Source organism: Pseudomonas tructae (genome assembly GCF_004214895.1).
Taxonomy (GTDB): domain Bacteria; phylum Pseudomonadota; class Gammaproteobacteria; order Pseudomonadales; family Pseudomonadaceae; genus Aquipseudomonas; species Aquipseudomonas tructae.
The window spans coordinates 1977015-1996796 of the sequence record NZ_CP035952.1 but is presented as its reverse complement, the minus strand read 5'-3'; the positions used below and the strand labels follow the sequence as shown (position 1 = coordinate 1996796).

17 protein-coding genes are annotated in these 19782 nt (G+C 60.6%); 2 read left to right on the top strand and 15 right to left on the bottom strand.

What is annotated here, in order from left to right; genetic code table 11:
* Positions 1-6 precede the first annotated feature (6 nt).
* The 15 genes from fliI to EXN22_RS09155 form a co-directional block, all read right to left on the bottom strand.
* Entirely contained in the window at positions 7-1371 is a 1365-nt protein-coding gene (gene fliI, locus EXN22_RS09225) for a flagellar protein export ATPase FliI (RefSeq protein WP_130263764.1), read from the bottom strand.
* The gene (gene fliH, locus EXN22_RS09220) at positions 1361-2122 is read right to left on the bottom strand and encodes a flagellar assembly protein FliH (protein WP_130263763.1); all 762 of its coding nucleotides are present in this window, start codon (positions 2120-2122) and stop codon (positions 1361-1363) included. Before fliH ends, fliI begins: the two co-directional genes overlap by 11 nt.
* A gap of 84 nt (positions 2123-2206) precedes the next feature.
* Positions 2207-3226 carry a flagellar motor switch protein FliG gene (gene fliG, locus EXN22_RS09215; RefSeq protein WP_010224997.1) on the bottom strand — a complete coding sequence of 340 codons (1020 nt, stop codon included), beginning with the start codon at positions 3224-3226 and terminating at the stop codon, positions 2207-2209.
* Positions 3219-5000 carry a flagellar basal-body MS-ring/collar protein FliF gene (gene fliF / locus EXN22_RS09210; protein WP_130263762.1) on the bottom strand — a complete coding sequence of 594 codons (1782 nt, stop codon included), beginning with the start codon at positions 4998-5000 and terminating at the stop codon, positions 3219-3221. Before fliF ends, fliG begins: the two co-directional genes overlap by 8 nt.
* A 15-nt stretch (positions 5001-5015) precedes the next feature.
* Positions 5016-5342, bottom strand: a complete 327-nt coding sequence (gene fliE / locus EXN22_RS09205) for a flagellar hook-basal body complex protein FliE (protein WP_010224994.1) — start codon at positions 5340-5342, stop codon at positions 5016-5018.
* A gap of 120 nt (positions 5343-5462) precedes the next feature.
* Positions 5463-6839 carry a sigma-54-dependent transcriptional regulator gene (locus EXN22_RS09200; protein WP_130263761.1) on the bottom strand — a complete coding sequence of 459 codons (1377 nt, stop codon included), beginning with the start codon at positions 6837-6839 and terminating at the stop codon, positions 5463-5465.
* Entirely contained in the window at positions 6839-8050 is a 1212-nt protein-coding gene (locus tag EXN22_RS09195) for a sensor histidine kinase (RefSeq protein ID WP_130263760.1), read from the bottom strand. Before EXN22_RS09195 ends, EXN22_RS09200 begins: the two co-directional genes overlap by 1 nt.
* A 204-nt stretch (positions 8051-8254) precedes the next feature.
* The gene (gene fleQ / locus EXN22_RS09190) at positions 8255-9730 is read right to left on the bottom strand and encodes a transcriptional regulator FleQ (protein ID WP_130263759.1); all 1476 of its coding nucleotides are present in this window, start codon (positions 9728-9730) and stop codon (positions 8255-8257) included.
* A gap of 171 nt (positions 9731-9901) precedes the next feature.
* Positions 9902-10198 (bottom strand): flagellar protein FliT, encoded by a 297-nt coding sequence (locus tag EXN22_RS09185; protein WP_130263758.1) that lies wholly within the window; start codon positions 10196-10198, stop codon positions 9902-9904.
* Positions 10199-10207: 9 nt separating this feature from the next.
* Positions 10208-10603 carry a flagellar export chaperone FliS gene (fliS, locus tag EXN22_RS09180; protein ID WP_130263757.1) on the bottom strand — a complete coding sequence of 132 codons (396 nt, stop codon included), beginning with the start codon at positions 10601-10603 and terminating at the stop codon, positions 10208-10210.
* Between the two features lie 133 nt (positions 10604-10736).
* Complete coding sequence (fliD, locus tag EXN22_RS09175) at positions 10737-12131, bottom strand: flagellar filament capping protein FliD (protein ID WP_130263756.1); 1395 nt, start codon at positions 12129-12131, stop codon at positions 10737-10739.
* Positions 12132-12202: 71 nt separating this feature from the next.
* Complete coding sequence (locus EXN22_RS09170) at positions 12203-12562, bottom strand: flagellar protein FlaG (protein WP_407691964.1); 360 nt, start codon at positions 12560-12562, stop codon at positions 12203-12205.
* 78 nt (positions 12563-12640) lie between these two features.
* Complete coding sequence (locus EXN22_RS09165) at positions 12641-13489, bottom strand: flagellin domain-containing protein (RefSeq protein ID WP_130263754.1); 849 nt, start codon at positions 13487-13489, stop codon at positions 12641-12643.
* Positions 13473-13733, bottom strand: a complete 261-nt coding sequence (locus EXN22_RS09160) for a hypothetical protein (RefSeq protein WP_130263753.1) — start codon at positions 13731-13733, stop codon at positions 13473-13475. Before EXN22_RS09160 ends, EXN22_RS09165 begins: the two co-directional genes overlap by 17 nt.
* A 9-nt stretch (positions 13734-13742) precedes the next feature.
* A complete protein-coding gene (locus tag EXN22_RS09155) occupies positions 13743-14672 on the bottom strand; it encodes a ketoacyl-ACP synthase III (protein WP_130263752.1) in 930 nt (309 codons plus the stop codon).
* A gap of 360 nt (positions 14673-15032) precedes the next feature.
* Here EXN22_RS09155 and EXN22_RS09150 point away from each other — a divergent pair, with 360 nt between their 5' ends.
* Together EXN22_RS09150 and EXN22_RS09145 are read left to right on the top strand one after the other, a co-directional pair.
* Complete coding sequence (locus tag EXN22_RS09150; protein ID WP_130263751.1) at positions 15033-16160, top strand: DegT/DnrJ/EryC1/StrS family aminotransferase; 1128 nt, start codon at positions 15033-15035, stop codon at positions 16158-16160.
* Between the two features lie 64 nt (positions 16161-16224).
* Positions 16225-19761 carry a glycosyltransferase family 2 protein gene (locus EXN22_RS09145; protein WP_130263750.1) on the top strand — a complete coding sequence of 1179 codons (3537 nt, stop codon included), beginning with the start codon at positions 16225-16227 and terminating at the stop codon, positions 19759-19761.
* Positions 19762-19782 lie beyond the last annotated feature (21 nt).

The following is a 19782-nucleotide window of genomic DNA, read 5'->3' as shown; positions in this document are numbered from 1 at the left end:
GGCCTATCAGCCACCTGCCGCAGGCAAGGGGGCAAACACGCCAGCCAGGTGCTCACGGCTTTGCTGCATGCCGACATTGTCGTTCAGGGCCTGGCGCAGGAAGTGCACCAGACGCGGTTGCAGGGCGATGGCAAGGTCGGTCTCGGCATCGCCACCGGCCACATAGGCACCCACACTGATCAGGTCACGGCTCTGCGACAGACGCGACCACAACTGCTTGAACTGCTGCGCCTCGGTCATCTGCTCGGGGCTGACCACCTGCGGCATGACCCGGCTGATCGAGGCTTCAATATCGATCGCCGGGTAATGCCCCTCCTCGGCCAGGCGCCGGGACAGCACGATATGCCCGTCGAGCACACCCCGCGCCGAGTCGGCGATAGGGTCCTGCTGATCATCGCCCTCGGAGAGCACGGTATAGAACGCAGTGATCGAGCCACCACCGGCCTCGCCATTACCGGCGCGCTCCACAAGCTTGGGCAGCTTGGCGAACACCGACGGCGGATAGCCCTTGGTCGCCGGCGGCTCACCGATGGCCAGAGCGATTTCCCGCTGGGCCTGGGCGAAGCGGGTCAGCGAGTCCATCAGCAACAGGACGTTCTTGCCCTTGTCGCGAAAATATTCAGCGATACGCGTGCAGTACATCGCCGCGCGCAGACGCATCAACGGCGCATCGTCAGCCGGAGAGGCGACCACCACCGAGCGCTTGAGGCCTTCTTCGCCGAGGATATGCTCGATGAACTCCTTGACCTCACGACCGCGCTCACCGATCAGGCCGACGACGATGATGTCCGCCTCGGTGAAGCGGGTCATCATGCCCAGCAGCACACTCTTACCGACGCCGGTACCGGCGAACAGACCCAGGCGCTGGCCACGGCCGACCGTCAACAAACCGTTGATACTGCGAATACCAACATCCAGCGGCTGGCTGATAGGGTCGCGATTGAGCGGGTTGATCGTCGGACCATCCATCGGCACCCAGTCTTCGGCTTTCATCCCGCCCTTGCCATCCAGGGCGCGACCCGCACCATCAAGCACCCGCCCGAGCATGCTCATGCCCATGGGCAGGCGGCCGCTGTCGGCCAGCGGTACCACGCGGGCGCCCGGGGCAATGCCAGCGACACTGCCAACCGGCATAAGGAACACCTTGCCGCCGGCAAACCCCATGACTTCGGCTTCGACCCGAACCGGGTGGTAGCTGTCATCGTTGATCACCACGCAACGGCTGCCCACCGCAGCGCGCAGGCCTTCAGCCTCCAGTGTCAGGCCGACCATGCGCAGCAGGCGGCCCTCGACCACCGGTTGAGCCGGTAAATTGACGGCATCGGCGTAGCCGCCCAGGCGCTTGCCGAAGCTGGTTCGCTCAAGGCGCATCTAAGCTGTCCAGTTCGACCTGCAGGTCCGGTGCGGCCGGGTGCAGGCCTTGATCGTGGAGCTGATCGAACAACTGCGCCACGGCCTTTTCCATACGGGTTTCCATGGTTGCGTCGATGCGGCTGTGGTCGGTTTCAATACGACAGCCGCCCGCCAGCAACTCTTCGTCCTCGAGCAGCTTCCAGCGCTCCTCGTGCCGCTCGCGCAGGGCTTTGACCAGCTCGAAATCCTGCGGATTGATATGGATACGGATGTTTTCGGCGCCCATGGGCAGCAGTTTAAGGGCTTCACGCAGCACCTGGCCGATCTGGCTGGAGTCGCTGCGCAACTCACGGCCAATCACCTCCCGGGCGATATGAGCGACCAGATGCACCACTGCCTTTTCAATCTGGCTGTCTTGTTCGGCGATCGGCTCGAGCAGGTGCGCCATGACCTGCTCGAGGCTGGCAAGCTTGGCGCCCAGGGCTTGTTCGGCTTCCTGGCGAACCTTGAGCTGAGTGCTGTGAAAGCCCTCGCGCTCACCGGTGGCGAAACCTTCGTTGTAGGCTTCCTGGCGAATACTTTCGAGCTCTTCGAGGGTCAGCGGCTGGACTTCTTCCAGCGGCACTTCTTCGATTTCTTCCTGAATCGCTTCAGGCTCGGGCTCAGGCTCAGGCTCGGGCTCCGGATCGAAACTGGGCAACGCCCAGCGATCGAAGTCATCGACCTGGTTGGCGCGAATCAGTTCACTGAGGTGCTCGTTGGTTGACATGATTGCACGCACTCGTAAAACATCGCGGGGCAAGCCCGCTCCTACAGAACCTCTGTGGGAGCGGGCTTGCCCCGCGATAAGGTCTTAGATCATCTCTTCGCCGCCCTTGCCGCCGAGAACGATTTCTCCGGCTTCGGCCATACGGCGGGCGATGGTGAGGATTTCCTTCTGCGCTGTCTCGACGTCGCTGACGCGTACCGGGCCCTTGGCCTCGAGGTCGTCGCGCAGCAGCTCCGAGGCACGTTTGGACATGTTCTTGAAGATCTTCTCCTTGACCTTCTCGTCGGCCCCCTTGAGCGACACCACCAGTACATCGGAGGAAACTTCGCGCAACAGCGCCTGGATACCACGATCGTCGACGTCGGCCAGGTTGTTGAAGACAAACATCAGGTCTTCGATCTGCTCGGAGAGTTCGCCATCGATGTCGCGGATCGCATCCATCAGTTGACCTTCCACGGAGCTGTCGAGGAAGTTCATGATATCCGCAGCGCGCTTGATACCACCCAGGGTAGTCCGCGCGGCGTTGGAGTTGCCGGAGAACTGCTTCTCGAGGATCTGGTTCAGCTCCTTGAGCGCTGCCGGCTGGACGGTATTGAGCGACGAGACGCGCAGGATGATGTCCAGGCGCACCTTATGGTCAAAATTGCCCAGCACTTCGCCGGCCTGGTCCGGGTCCAGGTAGGCCACTACAATGGCCTGGATCTGCGGGTGTTCGTAACGGATGACGTCAGCTACCGCACGCGGCTCCATCCACTTGAGGCTGTCCAGGCCGCTGGTGTTGCCACCGAGCAGGATGCGGTCGATCAGGCCGTTGGCTTTGTCCTCACCCAGGGCCTGGGTGAGCATCTTGCGGATGTAGCCATCGGAGCCGACGCCCAGGCTGGTCTGGTCGCCGACGATCTCGACGAACTCACTCATTACCTGCTCGACCTGCTCGCGATGGACGTTGCCCATCTGCGCCATGGCCACGCCAACCCGCTGCACTTCCTTGGGGCCCATGTGCCGCAGCACCTGCGCAGCATCGGTTTCACCCAGCGACAGCAGCAGGATCGCAGCCTTGTCGACACGGGTCAGTTTGGCGGTAAGGGCTCGGTTATCACTCATCGGCGTTGATCCACTCTTTCACGACCTGGGCCACGCGACCCGGGTCTTCGGCCACCAGGCTCTTGATTGCATTGAGCTGTGCGTCATAACCCTCGCTCGGGCTTGGCAGCAGAATGCTTTGCGGACCACCCAGGCTGACGCGGTCGTTGGCCAGATCGCCATCCAGACCAAGCATGCCACCCAGTTCCATGTCGCCATCGGCACCGGCGCCTTGCTTGCCATTGCCGGTGATGTTGTTGAGGACCGGACGCAGCACACCGAACACCAGAACCAGGATGAACAGTACGCCCATGACCTGCTTGATGATGTCCCAGAACCACGGCTGCGAGTAGAACGGAATCTCGCTGATCACTTCGCCACGGTCGGCGGCGAACGGCACGTTGATCACGCTGACGCTGTCGCCACGGCTGGCGTCGAAGCCCACCGCGTCCTGCACCAGGCGAGTGAAGCGCGCCAGGTCTTCGGCAGCCCACGGGGTGCGCGCAGCCTCGCCGGTGGCCGGGTCGAGCTTGAGTTGGTCATCGACCACTACCGCGACCGACAGGCGGGTCAGGCGACCTTGCTGCTGACGGGTGTGGCTGATCGAACGGTCCAGCTCGAAGTTCTTGGTCGATTGCTGACGTTTGTCGGCCGGATACGGGGCGAGCATCGGCTGGCCGGTGGCCGGGTCCATGATCTGTTGGCCGTTGGCATCGAGCAGTGGCTGGCCAGGCTGGATGGCACTGGCGGCGGTTTGCGTGCCACCGGTGGTCTGCGGTGCAGAGGCCGGACCAGGCGGCTGGTTACTCAGGGCACCCGGCACGCCTTGCGGGCCCATGCTGCTGGAGCGCTGCTCGTTGACCGACTGCTCGCTGCGCAGCGCCGGCTGGTCCGGGTTGAATTGCTCGGAGGTCGATTCGACGGCACTGAAATCAACGTCGGCCGACACTTCTGCCTTGTAGCGGTCGTTGCCCAGCACCGGCTGCAGAATGTTGTGCACCCGCTGGGTGAGCAGGCCTTCCATGCGCCGACTGTAGTCGAACTGCTTGCCGGCCATGGTCAGCGCGGAATTCTCGGCCTGGTCGGACAGCAGGTTGCCCTTTTGGTCGACCACGGTGACCTGGGACTTGTTCAGCTCCGGCACGCTGGTCGCCACCAGGTTGACGATGGCCGTCACCTGACCGGCTTCCAGGGAACGGCCCGAGTACAGCTCGACCAGCACCGAGGCACTTGGCTTGCGCTCGTCGCGCACGAACACCGAACTCTTCGGGATCGCCAGGTGCACACGGGCACCCTTGACGTTGTTGAGACTGGAAATAGTCCGCGCCAGCTCACCTTCCAGGCCACGACGGTAGCGGGTGGCCTCCATGAACTGACTGGTACCCAGGCCCTGTTCCTTGTCGAGGATCTCGAAACCGACATTACCATCGCTTGGTGCAACGCCAGCGGCGGCCAGCTTCAGGCGGGCGCGGGAAAGGTCATCGGCCTTGACCAGCAAAGCGCCGGAGTTGGGTTCGACGTTGTAAGGGATGTCGGCAGCGGCCAGGGTATCCATGACCTGCTTGGTATCCATGCCTGCCAGGCTGCCGTACAACGGACGGTAGTCCGGTTGTTGCGACCACAGCACCACGGCAAAGCCGATCGCCACGCTCGCCGCCAGCCCGACCAGCAGGCCGACCTGACGCAGCATGGGCATCTGCGAAATGTTTTCCAGGAACGACATGCCGAACAACGGCGGCTTGGGCGCTGCTGCGCTGCTTTTAGCGGGCACGTTATCGACGACTGCTTCGGCCATGACTCAATCTCGCCCTTATACCGGCATCTGCATGATGTCTTGATAGGCCTGAACCAGCTTGTTGCGCACCTGGGTCAAGGCCTGAAACGATACGCTGGCTTTTTGCGAAGCGATCATTACGTCGGTGAGATCCACACCGCTTTTACCAATTTCGAAAGCGTTGGCCAACTGCGTGGAGGCCTGCTGGGTGTCGCTGACCTTATTGATGGCCTGACCCAGCATATCGGCAAAATTGCTCGAGCCGAGCTCAGGCGCAGCCGCAGCCTTGGGCATCGACATGGCGTCCATTTGCATGGCCCGCATGTCCAACATCAATCGATTAAATTCAACACCTTGGCTCATGGACTTCTCTCTCCGACGGCCCGCATTTTTTTGACACTCACGCAGCGGATAGGCAGGACATAGCAACAAGAGTGCCAGCTCTGCCCGCAGCCCGAACAAAAACTCTAATTGTTCAACTGATCAGTTGGCGTAAAGGCTGGCCTCGACGTCCATGCCAGCATCACGCATCTGCGCCAGCTTGTAGCGCAGGGTACGCGGGCTGATGCCCAGGCGTTCGGCCGCCTCCTTGCGGCGGCCACGCTCGGCGCGCAGGGTGTCGATAATCATCTGGAACTCATGGCGACGCATGTCGTCACCCAAGCCACCCGCGACCTCGGCCTCGACCGGTGCGATAGGCGCAACCGACCCGGGCGCAGAACATGGCAATACGCCAGCAAGACAGAAATCCGCCGCCTCGATCACCCCACCCTGCTGCAAGATCAACGCACGCTGTATGGCGTTATCCAGCTCGCGCACGTTGCCCGGCCAGGCATACCCTTGTAGGCAGGCCTGCGCCTGAGCAGAGAGGCGCACGGGGGCATGTTTCATTTTATTGACGTGGCGCGCCAACAAGCGCTCAGCCAGCGGCAGAATATCGGCGCTGCGTTCGCGCAGCGGTTTCCACGCCAGCGGAAACACCGACAGACGATAGAACAGGTCTTCGCGAAATCGCCCGGCCGCCACCTCGCCAGCCAGGTCACGGTTGGTGGTGGCAACGACACGGATATCCAGGGCAATCGGCTTGCGCCCACCGACCCGCTCCACCTCACGCTCCTGCAGCACCCGCAGTAACTTGGCTTGCAAGCCCAGAGGCATTTCGGAAATCTCGTCGAGCAGCAGCGTTCCGCCATCAGCCTGCTCGAACTTGCCCGCCTGAGCAGCGATGGCGCCCGTGAACGAGCCCTTCTCGTGACCAAACAAGGTCGCTTCGAGCATGTTGTCAGGAATCGCCGCACAGTTGATCGCCACGAATGGCTGGCCAGCTCGCGGTGACTGCTGATGGATGTAACGCGCAAGCACCTCCTTGCCGGTGCCCGACTCGCCGGAGATCAACACCGTCGATTCGCTGCGCGCAACCCGCGCCGCCAACTCCAGCAGTTGCGCACTGGCAGGCTCCCTGGCTACCGGCCCCTCACCTTCGGCGGCGCTCACCACACCCGTGGCATGCCGCGCCACCAGCTCAAGCAGAGCCTTGGGCTCGAACGGTTTGACCAGATAATCGGCCGCACCTTGACGCATCGCCTCGACGGCACGCTCAACCGCCGCATGGGCGGTCATCAACAACACCGGCAACTGCGGCTGTCGCTCGCGCAACAGAGCGAGCAACTGGTGCCCATCCATACCCGGCATGTTCACATCACTGACCACCAGGCCGAACGCCTCGCGGGCGACCACATCCAATGCTTCTTCGGCCGAGCCCACAGCCTGATGAGCAAAACCACCCAGCTCCAGGGTATCGGCCAGGGCCTGCCTCAGCGCGCGGTCATCCTCGACCAGCAGCACCTTGATTGCTTTCATTACTCTGTCTCCGCCGACTGCGCTCCGATCAGCGGCAGGCTGATCCGCGCACAGGTGCCGCGACCAGGTCGCGAACGTAAATGCAAACTGCCCTGGTGGGCCCGCACCACTGCCTTGACCACCGCCAGGCCCAGCCCGGTGCCGGTGGCCTTGGTGGTCAGGAAAGGCTCACCCAGGCGCGCCAGCAAGGCGCTGTCGATACCACCACCGGCATCACTGACACACAGGTGCAGGACCTGCTCGCGCCGGTACAAATGAACCTTCAAGCGCGCAGGCTCGCCACTGGCTTGCACGGCGTTTTCAATCAGGTTGAGCAGGGCGCCGACCAGGGTGTCGCGATTGCACAGCAATTCACCCAGGTGACTGTCACATTGCCAGCGCACAGAATGCCCCTGCACATGGGTGTGCGCGGCCTGCTGCAGCGCCTGAAACAGCGCCTTTGGGGTCAACCGATCAGTCAGCGGCAACTCGCCACGGGCGAACACCAGCATGTCGCGCACCTGATGCTCGAGTTCATGCAGGCGCTCTTTGAGACGGCCTGCGAAGCGCTGCTGGGTTTCTACCGGCAAGCTCTGTTCGGCCAGATGACTGGCGTACAACATAGCCGCCGACAACGGCGTACGGATCTGGTGAGCCAGCGAAGCGACCATGCGCCCCAGCGACGACAGGCGCTCATGGCGCGCCAGTTGATCCTGCAGGTGACGCGTTTCGGTCAGGTCATTGAGCAGCACCAGCTGCCCGGGTTCGGCATCCAGCGAGCGGGTGGCAATCGACAGGCGCCGGCCATCACGCAACGACACTTCGTGACCATCATCTTCGCGCGGGGCAAAGCTGCGAGCGATCACCTCACGCCACAACTGCCCCATCAACGGCTCGCCAAGCAGGTCACTGGCAGCAGGATTGGCTTCACGTACACGGCCCAGCCCGTCAATGACAATGACCCCACCCGGCAACAGGTCCAGCAAATTCTGCAAGCGATTGGCCAGGCGCTCCTTTTCGGCAAGCTCAGCCATACGCTGGGCACTGACCACCGCCAACTCGCCCTTGAGTTCGGTGACCCGGGCTTCGAGCAAGCTATAGGACTCACTGAGTTGGTTGGACACCTGATCGAACATGGCAAAAGCCTGTTCGAGGCCAAGGCGGCTTTCCTGCTCGGCGGCGTTAGGCCCCTTCGGCTCAGGGACACAGGAGATGGTGGCAGCCTGGGGCATCGTGCTCTCTCGCGTGACTGACCGTCATAAAACGGTATGGTGCCAGCGATATAGCAATAGCCGTGCCGGATAGCCTCACAAGGTGGGGACCTGACGCTGCGAGGGCCGGGCAAACGCCTGCGGGGCGGGCATTACAGCCCCTTCAAAGATAGGGTTATTAGCCATGACGAGCGCATTGCGCCACTCATCATGGCCAGACAGGCGTCAATCCTCCGCCTGCTCATCCCCTTCGCGACGGCTCATGCCGTACTTGCGCATTTTCTCGACCAGGGTGGTACGACGGATACGCAGGCGTTCGGCAGCACGAGCAACGATGCCGTTGGCGTCGTCCAGCGCCTGCTGAATCAGACCCTGCTCCAGGCCACCGAGGTAGTCCTTGAGGTCCAGGCCTTCGGGCGGCAACATCGCGTGACTGGCGAAGTTCGGCGCATGACCATTGATTGCCACACGCTCCTCCAGATCAGATCGCAGGCTGTCGACCAACTGCTCGTCTTCGTCGTCGACATAGCGAAACTTCTTCGGCAGTTCCGATACGCCAATCACCCCGTAAGGATGCATGATCGCCATGCGCTCGACCAGGTTGGCCAACTCGCGAACGTTACCTGGCCAGCCATGGCGGCACAGCGACATGATCGCCGCTGAATTGAAGCGGATCGAGCCACGCTTCTCGTGCTCCATGCGCGAGATCAGCTCGTTCATCAACAACGGGATGTCCTCGACGCGCTCGCGCAGCGGGGCCATCTCGATCGGGAATACGTTGAGGCGGTAGTACAGGTCTTCGCGGAAGGTACCCACCTCGATCATGCTTTCGAGGTTTTTGTGGGTCGCAGCGATGATGCGCACATCGATGCTTTGGGTCTTGTTGCTGCCAACCCGCTCGAAGGTGCGCTCCTGCAGCACACGCAGCAACTTGACTTGCATCGGCAACGGCATGTCGCCGATCTCGTCGAGGAACAGGGTACCGCCGTTGGCCAGTTCGAAACGCCCGGCACGGCTAGTGATGGCGCCGGTGAAAGCGCCCTTCTCGTGACCGAACAGCTCGCTCTCGAGCAACTCGGCCGGGATCGCGCCGCAGTTGACCGGCACGAACGGGGCTTCACGACGTTTGGAATGGTAATGCAGATTGCGCGCAACCACTTCCTTACCGGTACCCGACTCACCAAGAATCAATACGCTGGCGTCGGTATCAGCCACCTGCTGCATCATCTGCCGAACATGCTGGATGGCCCGGCTGGTGCCAACCAGGCTGCGGAACAGGTTGGGCTCGCGCTGGCGGCCGCGCTCGCGGGCCTGGTCGTACATCTCGCGATAGACCTGGGCACGGTGCAGCGAATCGAGCAACTTGCTGTAGCTCGGCGGCATCTCGAGGTTGGAGAGCACCCGTCGGCGCAGGTCGTCAGGCAGCTCGGCAGAAGAAATTTCGCCCAAAAGCAGAACCGGAAGGAACTCATCCCACCCAGCCACTGTCTTAAGCAAGCCCAACAGACTTGCCGGAGCATTCACGGTCCCGATCAGGACACAGAGTACTTCACGACTGGATGACAACGATTCGACAACCTGCTGCCAGTCATGGCTTGCGCAGGGCAGATTTTCTTCGCCAAGAAAATTCAACACTACCGCCAGATCACGGCGGCGAGCGCTATCGTCATCGATCAGGAGAATTTTGGTTTCACGCCACATGCAATAACAACTTCCCTAGTCATCTCGGCGCCCCCGTGAGGGCAAGCTCGACATCATTCCGACTGAACGGTCAGTGTTCGGACGTCTGAAATTAGAAAACAGCCACTAGTTAAGTCAAAAAACCGTACATAGTCAAATTTATGGCGCACTGCTTTTTGGTTTTGCCCAGTTTCAGCTGAACAAATGGTATACCTTTGCCGCGTTTTTGGCTTGTCGGATCTGCGACATCTCATCGACTATTGATTGACGCTCGCCACTTGCAACTTCGATTAATTCCTTGTAAACGCCCAGCAACTCTTCAAGCTTGCTGCGCAGCGTCAGTTCATCGACCGACGCCTCGGCCAGCACATCATCAACACACAAGCGGCAACTGACGTCGAGCTCGCTGATCGCCTCCCAGTCGCGACTGGCCAGGGCACCCAGCAATGCCTCGCGGGTTTGTTCGATACGCTCGAGCACGACACTCATCACAACCTCCTAGAGCTCGGCGGATTGATCGCCGATAGCGTCCCAGCCTTCCTTGACGGTAATCAGAAGCCGCGCCACCTCATTGAGGATTTCCGGATCATTCTGCACATTTGCCTCGACCAGGCGCTTGCTCATGTAGGCGTACAGATTGTCCAGATCGGCCAGCGAATCCGCATGGTTTTCCAGATCCAGACCTTCACGCAGACCGCCGACGATACCGATCGCTTTGCCGATCAGAACGCCGCGCTGAGGCACATCGTTGCGCGCCATGGCGCCTTTGGCCTGGGCAATTCGATCAAGGCCACCCTGCATCAGCATTTGCACCAGACGGTGCGGGCTGGCTTCGGAGGTCTGAGCCACACCATTGACTTTCTGGTACTGCCGAAGGGCCAACATCGGATTCATGCTCTACCTCGTCACCGCAAAAAAGGTTTCATATACAGCTTGTATCGCCTGCACGTCAAAAAACTTTAGCGCACACAGCGAAAAGCCCGGAGAACCGCTAAGGGTACTGCCGGGCTTCTGGCCTATCGGGCGATCAGGAGTTTTTCTGCTGAGCCTCGATCGAGGCGAACATCGAGGCAATGTTCTTGCGCTGCGCCTCGAGCTTGCCGACCAGGGTGTCCATGGCCACGTAGCGCTTGGTCAGCGACTCGGTCAACGATTTGATACGCCGATCCAGAGCCAACTGCTGGTTGCCCAGGTCGCTTTGCAGCTTGTCCAGACCCTTCTTGCGCGAATCAAGAATACCACCGGTTTCCAGGTACGGATTGATGGCCTTGTTCATGCGCTCGAACACACCATTGGTACCGGTGAACAGCTCCTGCACTTCAGGGCCGAGCTTCTTGTCCTTCAAGGCGCTGTCGAACTTGGTCGAGCTGAACTCAAGGGTACCGTCTTTGGTAGTGTTGATACCCAGCTGACCCAGCGTGGTCAGGCGATCACCCGAACCCAGGGTGGCCAGCTGGGTACGCAGATCACTGAGTAACGAACGGGTGGTCGAATCGCCCGTCAGCGGGCCCAGCACTGGATTACCCTTCTCGTCCTTGGAGACCGCAGTGAGCTTGGCCGCGGTCTTGACCAGGGTGTTATAGGCATCGACAAAGGACTGGACAGAGGTCTTCAGGCCTTCCTTGTTCTCACCCACAGTGACGGTAACGGTATCGCCCGAGGCCTTGAGCAGATCCAGGCTCAAACCACTGATCGCCTTATCAACGGTATTGGTTTTGCTGGTGACCGTCAGGCCATCGACAGTCAACAACGCGTCCTTGGCCACGTCATCGATGTAGCCTGCGCCAGTGCCGACCAATTTGTCGGTACCGTTGATCTTCAGCTCGGCAATGCCGTCCACCGAAATATCGGTGCCCTTGCCGGTCGTGGTCGAACCAAACACCAGGCGCGAACCATCCTTGCCGTTGACGATGTTGGCAGTGATGCCATTTTCAGCCAGCGAGGTGTTGATCGAATCGCGCACGGTCTGCAGCGTGGAGCCTGGACCGACCTTGACGGTATACACCTTGCCGTCCTGGGTAATCGTCAGGTCACCCTCAGGGATCGGGGTGTCGGCGCCGGTTGCGAACGCCTGGCTAGCCACCTTGGACGAGGTGGCAAGATTGGTGACCTTGATCTGGTAACTACCCGGCACAGCAGTGTTGTTCGAGGTGGCCTTGATCGAGGTATCGCTGCTCGATGTGGCGCTGAAGGCATTGAAAGCCGGCGCCTTTGGATCATTGAGCTTCTTCATCGCCGCCTGGTATTCAGCCAGCGCACTCTTGATCGAGGCAACCCCGGAAAGCATGGCCGTGTTGTTGGCGGTCTGGCGCTTGATCTGGTTCGCCTTGGGGTCGGTATCGGCCTTGACGAGTACATCGACGATCTTGTTGATGTCTACACCGGAACCCAGACCGACACTCGGTAAAATAGTACTCGCCATTGCTACTCCCTCTTGGTTACGCGCCGCCCTGACCTGGCCAGACTAGCGAACTTGCTGCTCCATCGCCAGCCTCAGGCTTTGGCGTTGAACAGCAGGCTGTTTACATCGCTCAGGCTGTGGGCAATCTTCAACGCCTCTTCCGAAGGAAGCTGGCGGATCAATTCACCGGTCTCGCTGGCGATGACTTTGACGACAATTCTGCCGGATTCTTCATCCGTGGAAAATTCAAGGTTACGCCGGGAGGAAGCGAGAAACTTCTCGATTTCCTTGACCGCGCTCTTCACCTTCTCAGCTTCGGACACACCACCTTCGGCACGCTCGGTGGCTTCCTTCGCCGGCTTGACGCCCTCTACGGGTTTGATCGCAGGACGCTCGGCGGTCTGTTCGACCGGCTTCACCGTCGGATAGGACAGGTTCAGCTTAACGCTCATATCCATGTCTACCACCTCTCAATGAAAAAGGCGGAGGAGCGCAGCACGTGCACTCCCCCGCCAACAGCTGTCTAGCGATTAGCCCAGCAGTTTCAGTACGGCGGAAGGCAGTTGGTTAGCCTGGGCCAGTACCGAAGTCGAAGCTTGCTGCAGAGTCTGTTGCTTGGTCATCTGAGCGGTTTCAGCAGCGAAGTCGGTATCTTGTACGCGACCACGAGCAGCTTCGGCGTTTTCGTTGATGTTTTGCAGGTTGTTGATGGTGCTGGTCATACGGTTTTGCACAGCACCCAGGTCGGCGCGCTTGGTGCCGATGGTGTCCAGTGCAGAAGCGATTGCAGCCATTGCGGAGGCAAAGTTGGTTTCAGCAGTGGCGCTGTCGCTACCGGCAATGGTGATTGCTGCGGTGATACCCAGGTCGCTGGCCAGGAACTTGGCGCTCAGGTCCATGTCGATCTGGTTTTGCTTACCGGTTTCGGAACCGACCTGGAAGGTCATGACGCTAGCCGAACCGTCCAGCAGGTTCTTGCCGTTCAGCTGGGTGGACTGAGCGATACGGGTCAGTTCAGCAGCCATCTGCTTGAACTCTTTATCCAGCGAGGTACGGTTGGTAGAGTCGTTGGAGTCGTTTCGCGACTGCAGGGCCAGTTCGCGCATACGCTGCAGAATGTTGGTCTGCTCTTGCATCGCGCCTTCAGCGGTCTGAGCGATCGAAACACCGTCGTTGGCGTTTTTGATTGCCATGGTCTGACCGCGGATTTGCGAGGTCATACGGGTAGCGATCTGCAGGCCGGCGGCGTCGTCTTTGGCGCTGTTGATTTTCAGGCCGGAGGACAGACGGCTCATCGAAGTGCTCAGAGCGTCGGAAGCGCGGTTCAGGTTCTTCTGAACGCCCAGGGAGGTAGTGTTGGTGTTAACGGTTAATGCCATGACGAATTCCTCGTGTTTGGGATACTGCGGCTTCCGGCCCTGGCATCCGCCGGGTGTGGCCTAGAGAACCTTCGTAATAGTTATCGTCGTCTGGCTCGGTTGCTTTAGGGCTTTTTGCAAATTTTTTAATGGCACCCTGCCACCCCAATGAAATCAAGGGTTTGACGCCAGAAAAACCACTCACATACAAACAGCAGGCATAAAAAAGCGCCACCGGGGCAACCGACAGCGCTTCTTTTAACAAGCGTCTATATCAATCCTTGCGCTCGATAATCGCCGAGCCCCACGACAGGCCCACACCGAAACCGCTCAGGGCAATGCGCTGGTGTTGCGAACCCAGCACGTGCTTCTCCAGCAGCAGCGGAATGCTCGACGACACCGTATTACCGGTCTCGACCATGTCCTTGACGAACTTGTCCGGGTCATCCTCGAAGCGCCGGGCCACCGCATCGACAATGGCCGCACTGCCCTGGTGAATGCAGAACAGGTCAATGTCCGACGGCGTCAACTGGCTTTCGCCCAGCAACTCATGCAAATGCGCCGGCACCTTGAGCAAGGCGAAGTTGAACACCTGGCGGCCATTCATGAAGAACACGCCATCACTGACCTTCAAGTGCGCGGCACCACCACCGTCGGTGCCGAACTTGGCCTTGCCCAACTGCCATTGAGCGCCCTCACCCATCCAGGTCACGGTCGCCGCATCGCCGAAGAGCATGGTGGTGTTGCGGTCTTGCGGATCGACGATCTTCGAGTACGGGTCAGCAGTGATCAGCAGGCCGTTCTTCAAGCCCGCCGCCTCCATGAAGCCCTTCATGGCATACAGGCCATAAACGTAACCCGAGCACCCCAGGGAAATATCGAATGCCGCAACATGGGTCGGCAAACCCAGCTTGTCCTGAACGATGGCAGCGGTATGCGGCAAACCTTCTTCGTCGCCGTTCTGGGTGACGACGATCAGGGCATCGATGGATTCAGGCAACAAGCTCGGATTGGCAGCGAACAGGGACTTGACCGCCTCCACGCACAGGTCGGAGGTTTCCTGGCCTGCTTCCTTGCGCGGCAGGAAGGTCGAGCCGATCTTGCCGAGAATGAAATCTTGGTCCTTGGCGAACTTCGCACCCTGGGCGTAGTTGTCCACCCCCTCGACTGGTACGTAACTCGCAATGCTTTTGATGCCAATCATTGTGGCTTCCCGATAGAAATGCGGATTTTCACGGGCACTGGAACCTGGTAACCAAGGGCTGCGAGCCTGCGCACACCCCGCCCGCCAGTACCGCCCGACGACTCAATAGATTAAAGATGCTCGTTTCGACTGCCAAGTCACTGTTGTGCACTCATTGCGCAAAACCTGCAACAAAGCGGCGGCTTTTCCGCCTGTAAATAGCCATCACAGAGCCATCGCCACGCAATTGGCCAGTTTTTTGCTGGAGCCCTCTCATGCACAGGGCAACTGTCGGTTTCATGGCGCGCCCCCTTTAAAAAGCACGGCAGACCGCTACAACGGCTGGTTGCCATTTTTTAATTACCCCCGAGCAACGCTGTCATGGCCAAACCCATTACTGTAACCAGCCCGCTGCTACCGCCTCTGGAAGAATTCATCCCCTACCTGGAGAACATCTGGGACAGTAAATTCCTGACCAACTGTGGCCCATACCACCAGCAGTTGGAAAAGGAACTGGCCGAATACCTGGGGGTCAAGCACATTTCGCTGTTCAGCAACGGCACCCTGGCGCTGGTGACCGCGCTGCAAGCCCTGCGCATTACCGGTGAAGTCATCACCACACCCTATTCATTCGTGGCCACCGCCCACTCGCTGCTGTGGAACAACCTCAAGCCAGTGTTCGTCGACATCGACCCGCGCACCAACAACCTCGACCCGCAACGCATCATCGAGGCCATCACGCCCGCGACCACCGCGATCCTGCCGGTGCACTGCTACGGCATACCCTGCGATGTCGAAGGCATCCAGCAGGTTGCCGACACGTATGGCCTGAAGGTCATCTACGATGCCGCCCATGCCTTCGGCGTACGCCAGAACGGCGCCAGCATCCTCAACCATGGCGACCTTTCGATCCTCAGCTTCCACGCCACCAAGGTGTTCAACACCATCGAAGGCGGGGCGATCATCTGTCAGGACGAGAAGCTCAAGCGCCGCATCGACTACTTGAAGAACTTCGGCTTTGCAGATGAAGTCACGGTCATGGCGCCCGGCATCAATGGCAAGATGAACGAGCTGCAAGCGGCCTTCGGGGTGTTGCAACTGCGCCATATCGACGATGCCATTGAGCGTCGCCGCCAGGTTTACCAACGCTACCGCAGCGCACTTGAGGGCGTGGATGGCATCAGCCTGTTGCAGGCACCCGATGGCCTGCAATGGAACTACGCCTATTGCCCGATCCTGGTTGATGGCGAGCGATTCGGCACCAGTCGCGATGCCCTCTACGAGCGTTACCGCGCCGAAGACATCCTCGTACGCCGGTACTTCTACCCGTTGATCTGCGAGTTCCCCATGTACCGCAACCTGCCCAGCGCCGACACCGGCAAGCTGGAGCAAGCCCTGAAGATTTCCCGCCAGGTGCTGTGCCTGCCTATCCACCCGGAGCTGGATGACCAGACCCAGACGCGCATCATCGATGTGCTGCTGTCAGCCCGGGCGACACCGAACCAATAAAGGATGCGCGAGCCCGTATCGCGCACTCACCATCGGCCATAACCTCGTTGCCCAAGGGAACCGTATGAGCGCTCCATCCCTGCATGGAAAACCCAGCAACCCGTACTACATCTATGCACCCGACTACCGCGAAACCTCTTCCGGCATCTGTACGCTGCACTACCTCTGCCACGCCCTGAACCTGTCAGGCCAGGAAGCCTACGTGTTTGGTTGCAAGGTGCGAAATCCGCGGCTGCGCACCCCGGAACTGACGGAAGAGATCCGCCGCCATCACCAGGCAATCGGCGTGGCCCCTGTCGCCGTTTACCCTGAGATTCTCAGTGGCAACCCGCTGGACTGCCCGGTGGTAGCCCGCTACATGCTCAACAGCGATGCGTACATTTCCGGCAAGTACCTGGACAGCGAACCGGGCGACCTGTTCTTTTACTTCGCCCATGATTTTCGCGACGGCAAGTCATTGGCCAACATGCTGACCCTGCCGGTCATCGATACCAACCTGTTTGCCCCCCTGCCAACCCCGGTGCAGCGCAAGGGCAACTATTTGTACCTGCACCGCTTCGATGCCAGTCAGGTGGATTACTCGCTGTTGCCCGATGACATCGAAATCCTGAGCCTGCGCAACCCGAAAACCCTGACGCAACTGGCGGAAATCTTCCAGACCGCCGAAACCCTGTACAGCTATGAGATCTCGGCGACTTGCAGCGAGGCCCTGCTGTGCGGCTGCCCGGTGATCTACCTGCGTGGCGGGCGTGTGCATGAATTGCCATTTACCGAGCACATCGGCAATGCCGGTGCCGCCATGTACGAAGAGCCCGGCGGCCTGGAACGCGCACGCGCCTCGGTGATGCTGGCACGCCAGCGCCTGCTGGATGTCGAGACGCACTTCTGGCCACAACTGCAGCACTTTGTCGAGCTGACCCAGCAGGCGGCGTGCCAACATCTGACCGACAGCCACGTACCGAGCATCAGGGAATGGCTGCTCAACCGCATGCTGACCCCGATCCAGCAGCACCTGGTGGATCAGCGTCGCCAGCAATTGCGCGGTCATACCAGCCTGACCGTGCTGGTACGCGATCCCCTGGGCGACCTCCGAGCGCTTGCCGACACCCTGGAAAGCCTGGAGCTCTGGCAGTCGAGCTCTTCGATCGCCATCGATACCGTGGTCCTCAGCACACGCCCCGGCCCGGCTCAACTGCCAGGCAACCTGCAATGGCTGTACTGTGCCGAACCAGACACCATGGCGCTGAACGAGGCCCTCAAGGCCAGCGACAGCGACTGGTTCATGCTGCTCAGCGCCGGCGATGAAATGCTGCCGGCCGGCACCGTGATGCTCGACCTCGAACTGCCCGGCGCCGAGGGCTGCCGGATGCTGTACTGCGACGGCATGTTCCGCTCGGCGGACGGAGCCGGTGCGGTGCTGCGCCCCTGCGCCAACCTCGATTACCTGTTGAGCCTGCCATTGGCCATGGCCAGTCATTGGCTGATACGCCGCGAACTGGCCCTGCAGGTCGGCGGTTACACCCCCCAGTTGCCCCGGGCACTTGAGCTGGACCTGATCCTGCGGCTGATCGAAAACGGCGGCATGAATGGCATTGCCCACCTCGACGAACCCCTGGTGATCAGCAACAGCCCGACCCTGGACGACAACCCTGACGAGCGCCAGGCGCTGCTGCGCCACCTGTTCAATCGTGGCTATGCCGATGCCCGGGTTGTTGAGGAGCCCCCTCGCCATTACCACCTCCAGTATGGCCACTCACAGCAACCGCTGGTGTCGATCCTGATTGCCACCCACGACCAACTGCCGCTGCTGCAACGCTGCGTTGAAAGCCTGCTGTCGTGCACGCGCTATCCGCACTTCGAAGTGATTCTGGTCGACAACGACAGCCAGCAACCCGAAACCCTGGCCTGGCTCGACGAAATGGCCTCGGTGGGCGGCGACAAGCTGCGCGTGTTGCGCTACCCCCACGCCTACAACCCCAGTGCCATCAACAACCTGGCGGCCAGCCAGGCGCGCGGCGAATATCTGCTGCTACTCAACCCTGACACCGTGGCCATTCGCGAAGACTGGCTGGAGCAGTTGCTCAACCATGCCTTGCGCCCCGAAGTCGGCGTAGTGGGTGGCAAATTGCTCGGCGCCGATGGCAAACTCCAGCACGCAGGCCTGATCAGCGGCCTGCGCGGTCCAGCCGGCAGCCCCTTCCTCGATCAGCCCGCCAATACCGGTGGTTACCTGCAGCGCTTGCTGGTCGACCAGAACCTCAGCGCGGTCAGTTCGGCCTGCATGATGATTCGCACGGCGCTTTACATCGAAGCCGGTGGCATGGACGAGACCGCCTTCCAGATCACCTGCAATGATCTGGATCTGTGCTTGAAGGTAGCCAACCTGGGCTATCTGAACGTCTGGACGGCGCATGCAGTGCTGTTGCATGAAGGTGGAGCGAGCTGGACGCAAGCCAGGAAGCAACCACACAACAAACAGCGCTACTACCTCGATCAACAGAACGCCTATGACAAATGGCTGACGGTGCTGGCCAACGACCCGGCCTATAACAAGAACCTGTCGCTGCGTGGCAATGGCTTCGAACTTGAAGGCAATCATGGCCTGAGCTGGAAGCCCCTGTCCTGGCGTCCGCTTCCAGTCGTGCTGGGCCACCCGGCGCAAGGGGCAAATCCGGCGCCGGAGCGTCTGGTACAACCGTTTGAACAACTGCGCAACTGCGGCTTCGTCGATGGTTGCCTGAGCGGCAGTGTCTTGAACCCGGTTGCCCTTGAGCGCCTGAAACCGGACGTCATTGTGTTCCAGCGCCACACCGATCTGCAGCGCCTGGAGCAAATGCACCGCGTCGAGCAGTTGAGCAAAGCCTTCAAGATCCTTGAGGTGGACTGTTTCCTGCCAGCCCTCGAGGGGCCACTGGCTTGCGATCAGCAACGTGGTTGGGATGCACTGCACCAGGCTGCCCGGCATGTCGACCGGATCATCGTCCCGACCCAGGCCCTGGCCGAAGCCCTGGAGGGCGTGCACGCGGATATTCGCGTAGTCGAGAGCCGCCTTGGCGAGCAATGGCTGAACCTGCCCCAGCCGCAACGCCTGCCTGGCAAGCCGCGCGTCGGCTGCGCCTTCGACAGCCGTCAACACAGCAGCGGATTACTCCTCGACGGTTTGGTCCGGCAACTGGCCGACCAGGTCGACTGGGTGCTGTGGGGCGAGGTGCCTATGCATTTGCGCCCTCTGGCCAAGGAGGTCCACGACGGCCCACTGCAAGACAAGCCGGCAGTCCTGGCGAGCCTGAACCTGGACATCGCCCTGGTGGTGCTGGGAGACAGTACCTTCGATCGCTGCAGCAGCGCCTTGCCGCTGCTGCAGGTGGGAGCCTGCGGCTACGCAGTCATCTGCAGTGATGTCCAGGCCTTGCATGGCCCCTATCGGGTCACGCGGGTCAGCAACGACCTGCAAGCCTGGTCGCAGGCACTCACCGAGCACCTGGAGCAGCTACAGGCAACCCGCCAGAAAGGCGCCGAACTGCGTCAACAGGTGATCGAGCAAGGCCTGCTCGACGACGCACACCTGCAAACCTGGCGAGCGGCCTGGATGCCTGACTAAGCCGATGCAGCAGCCATGAAA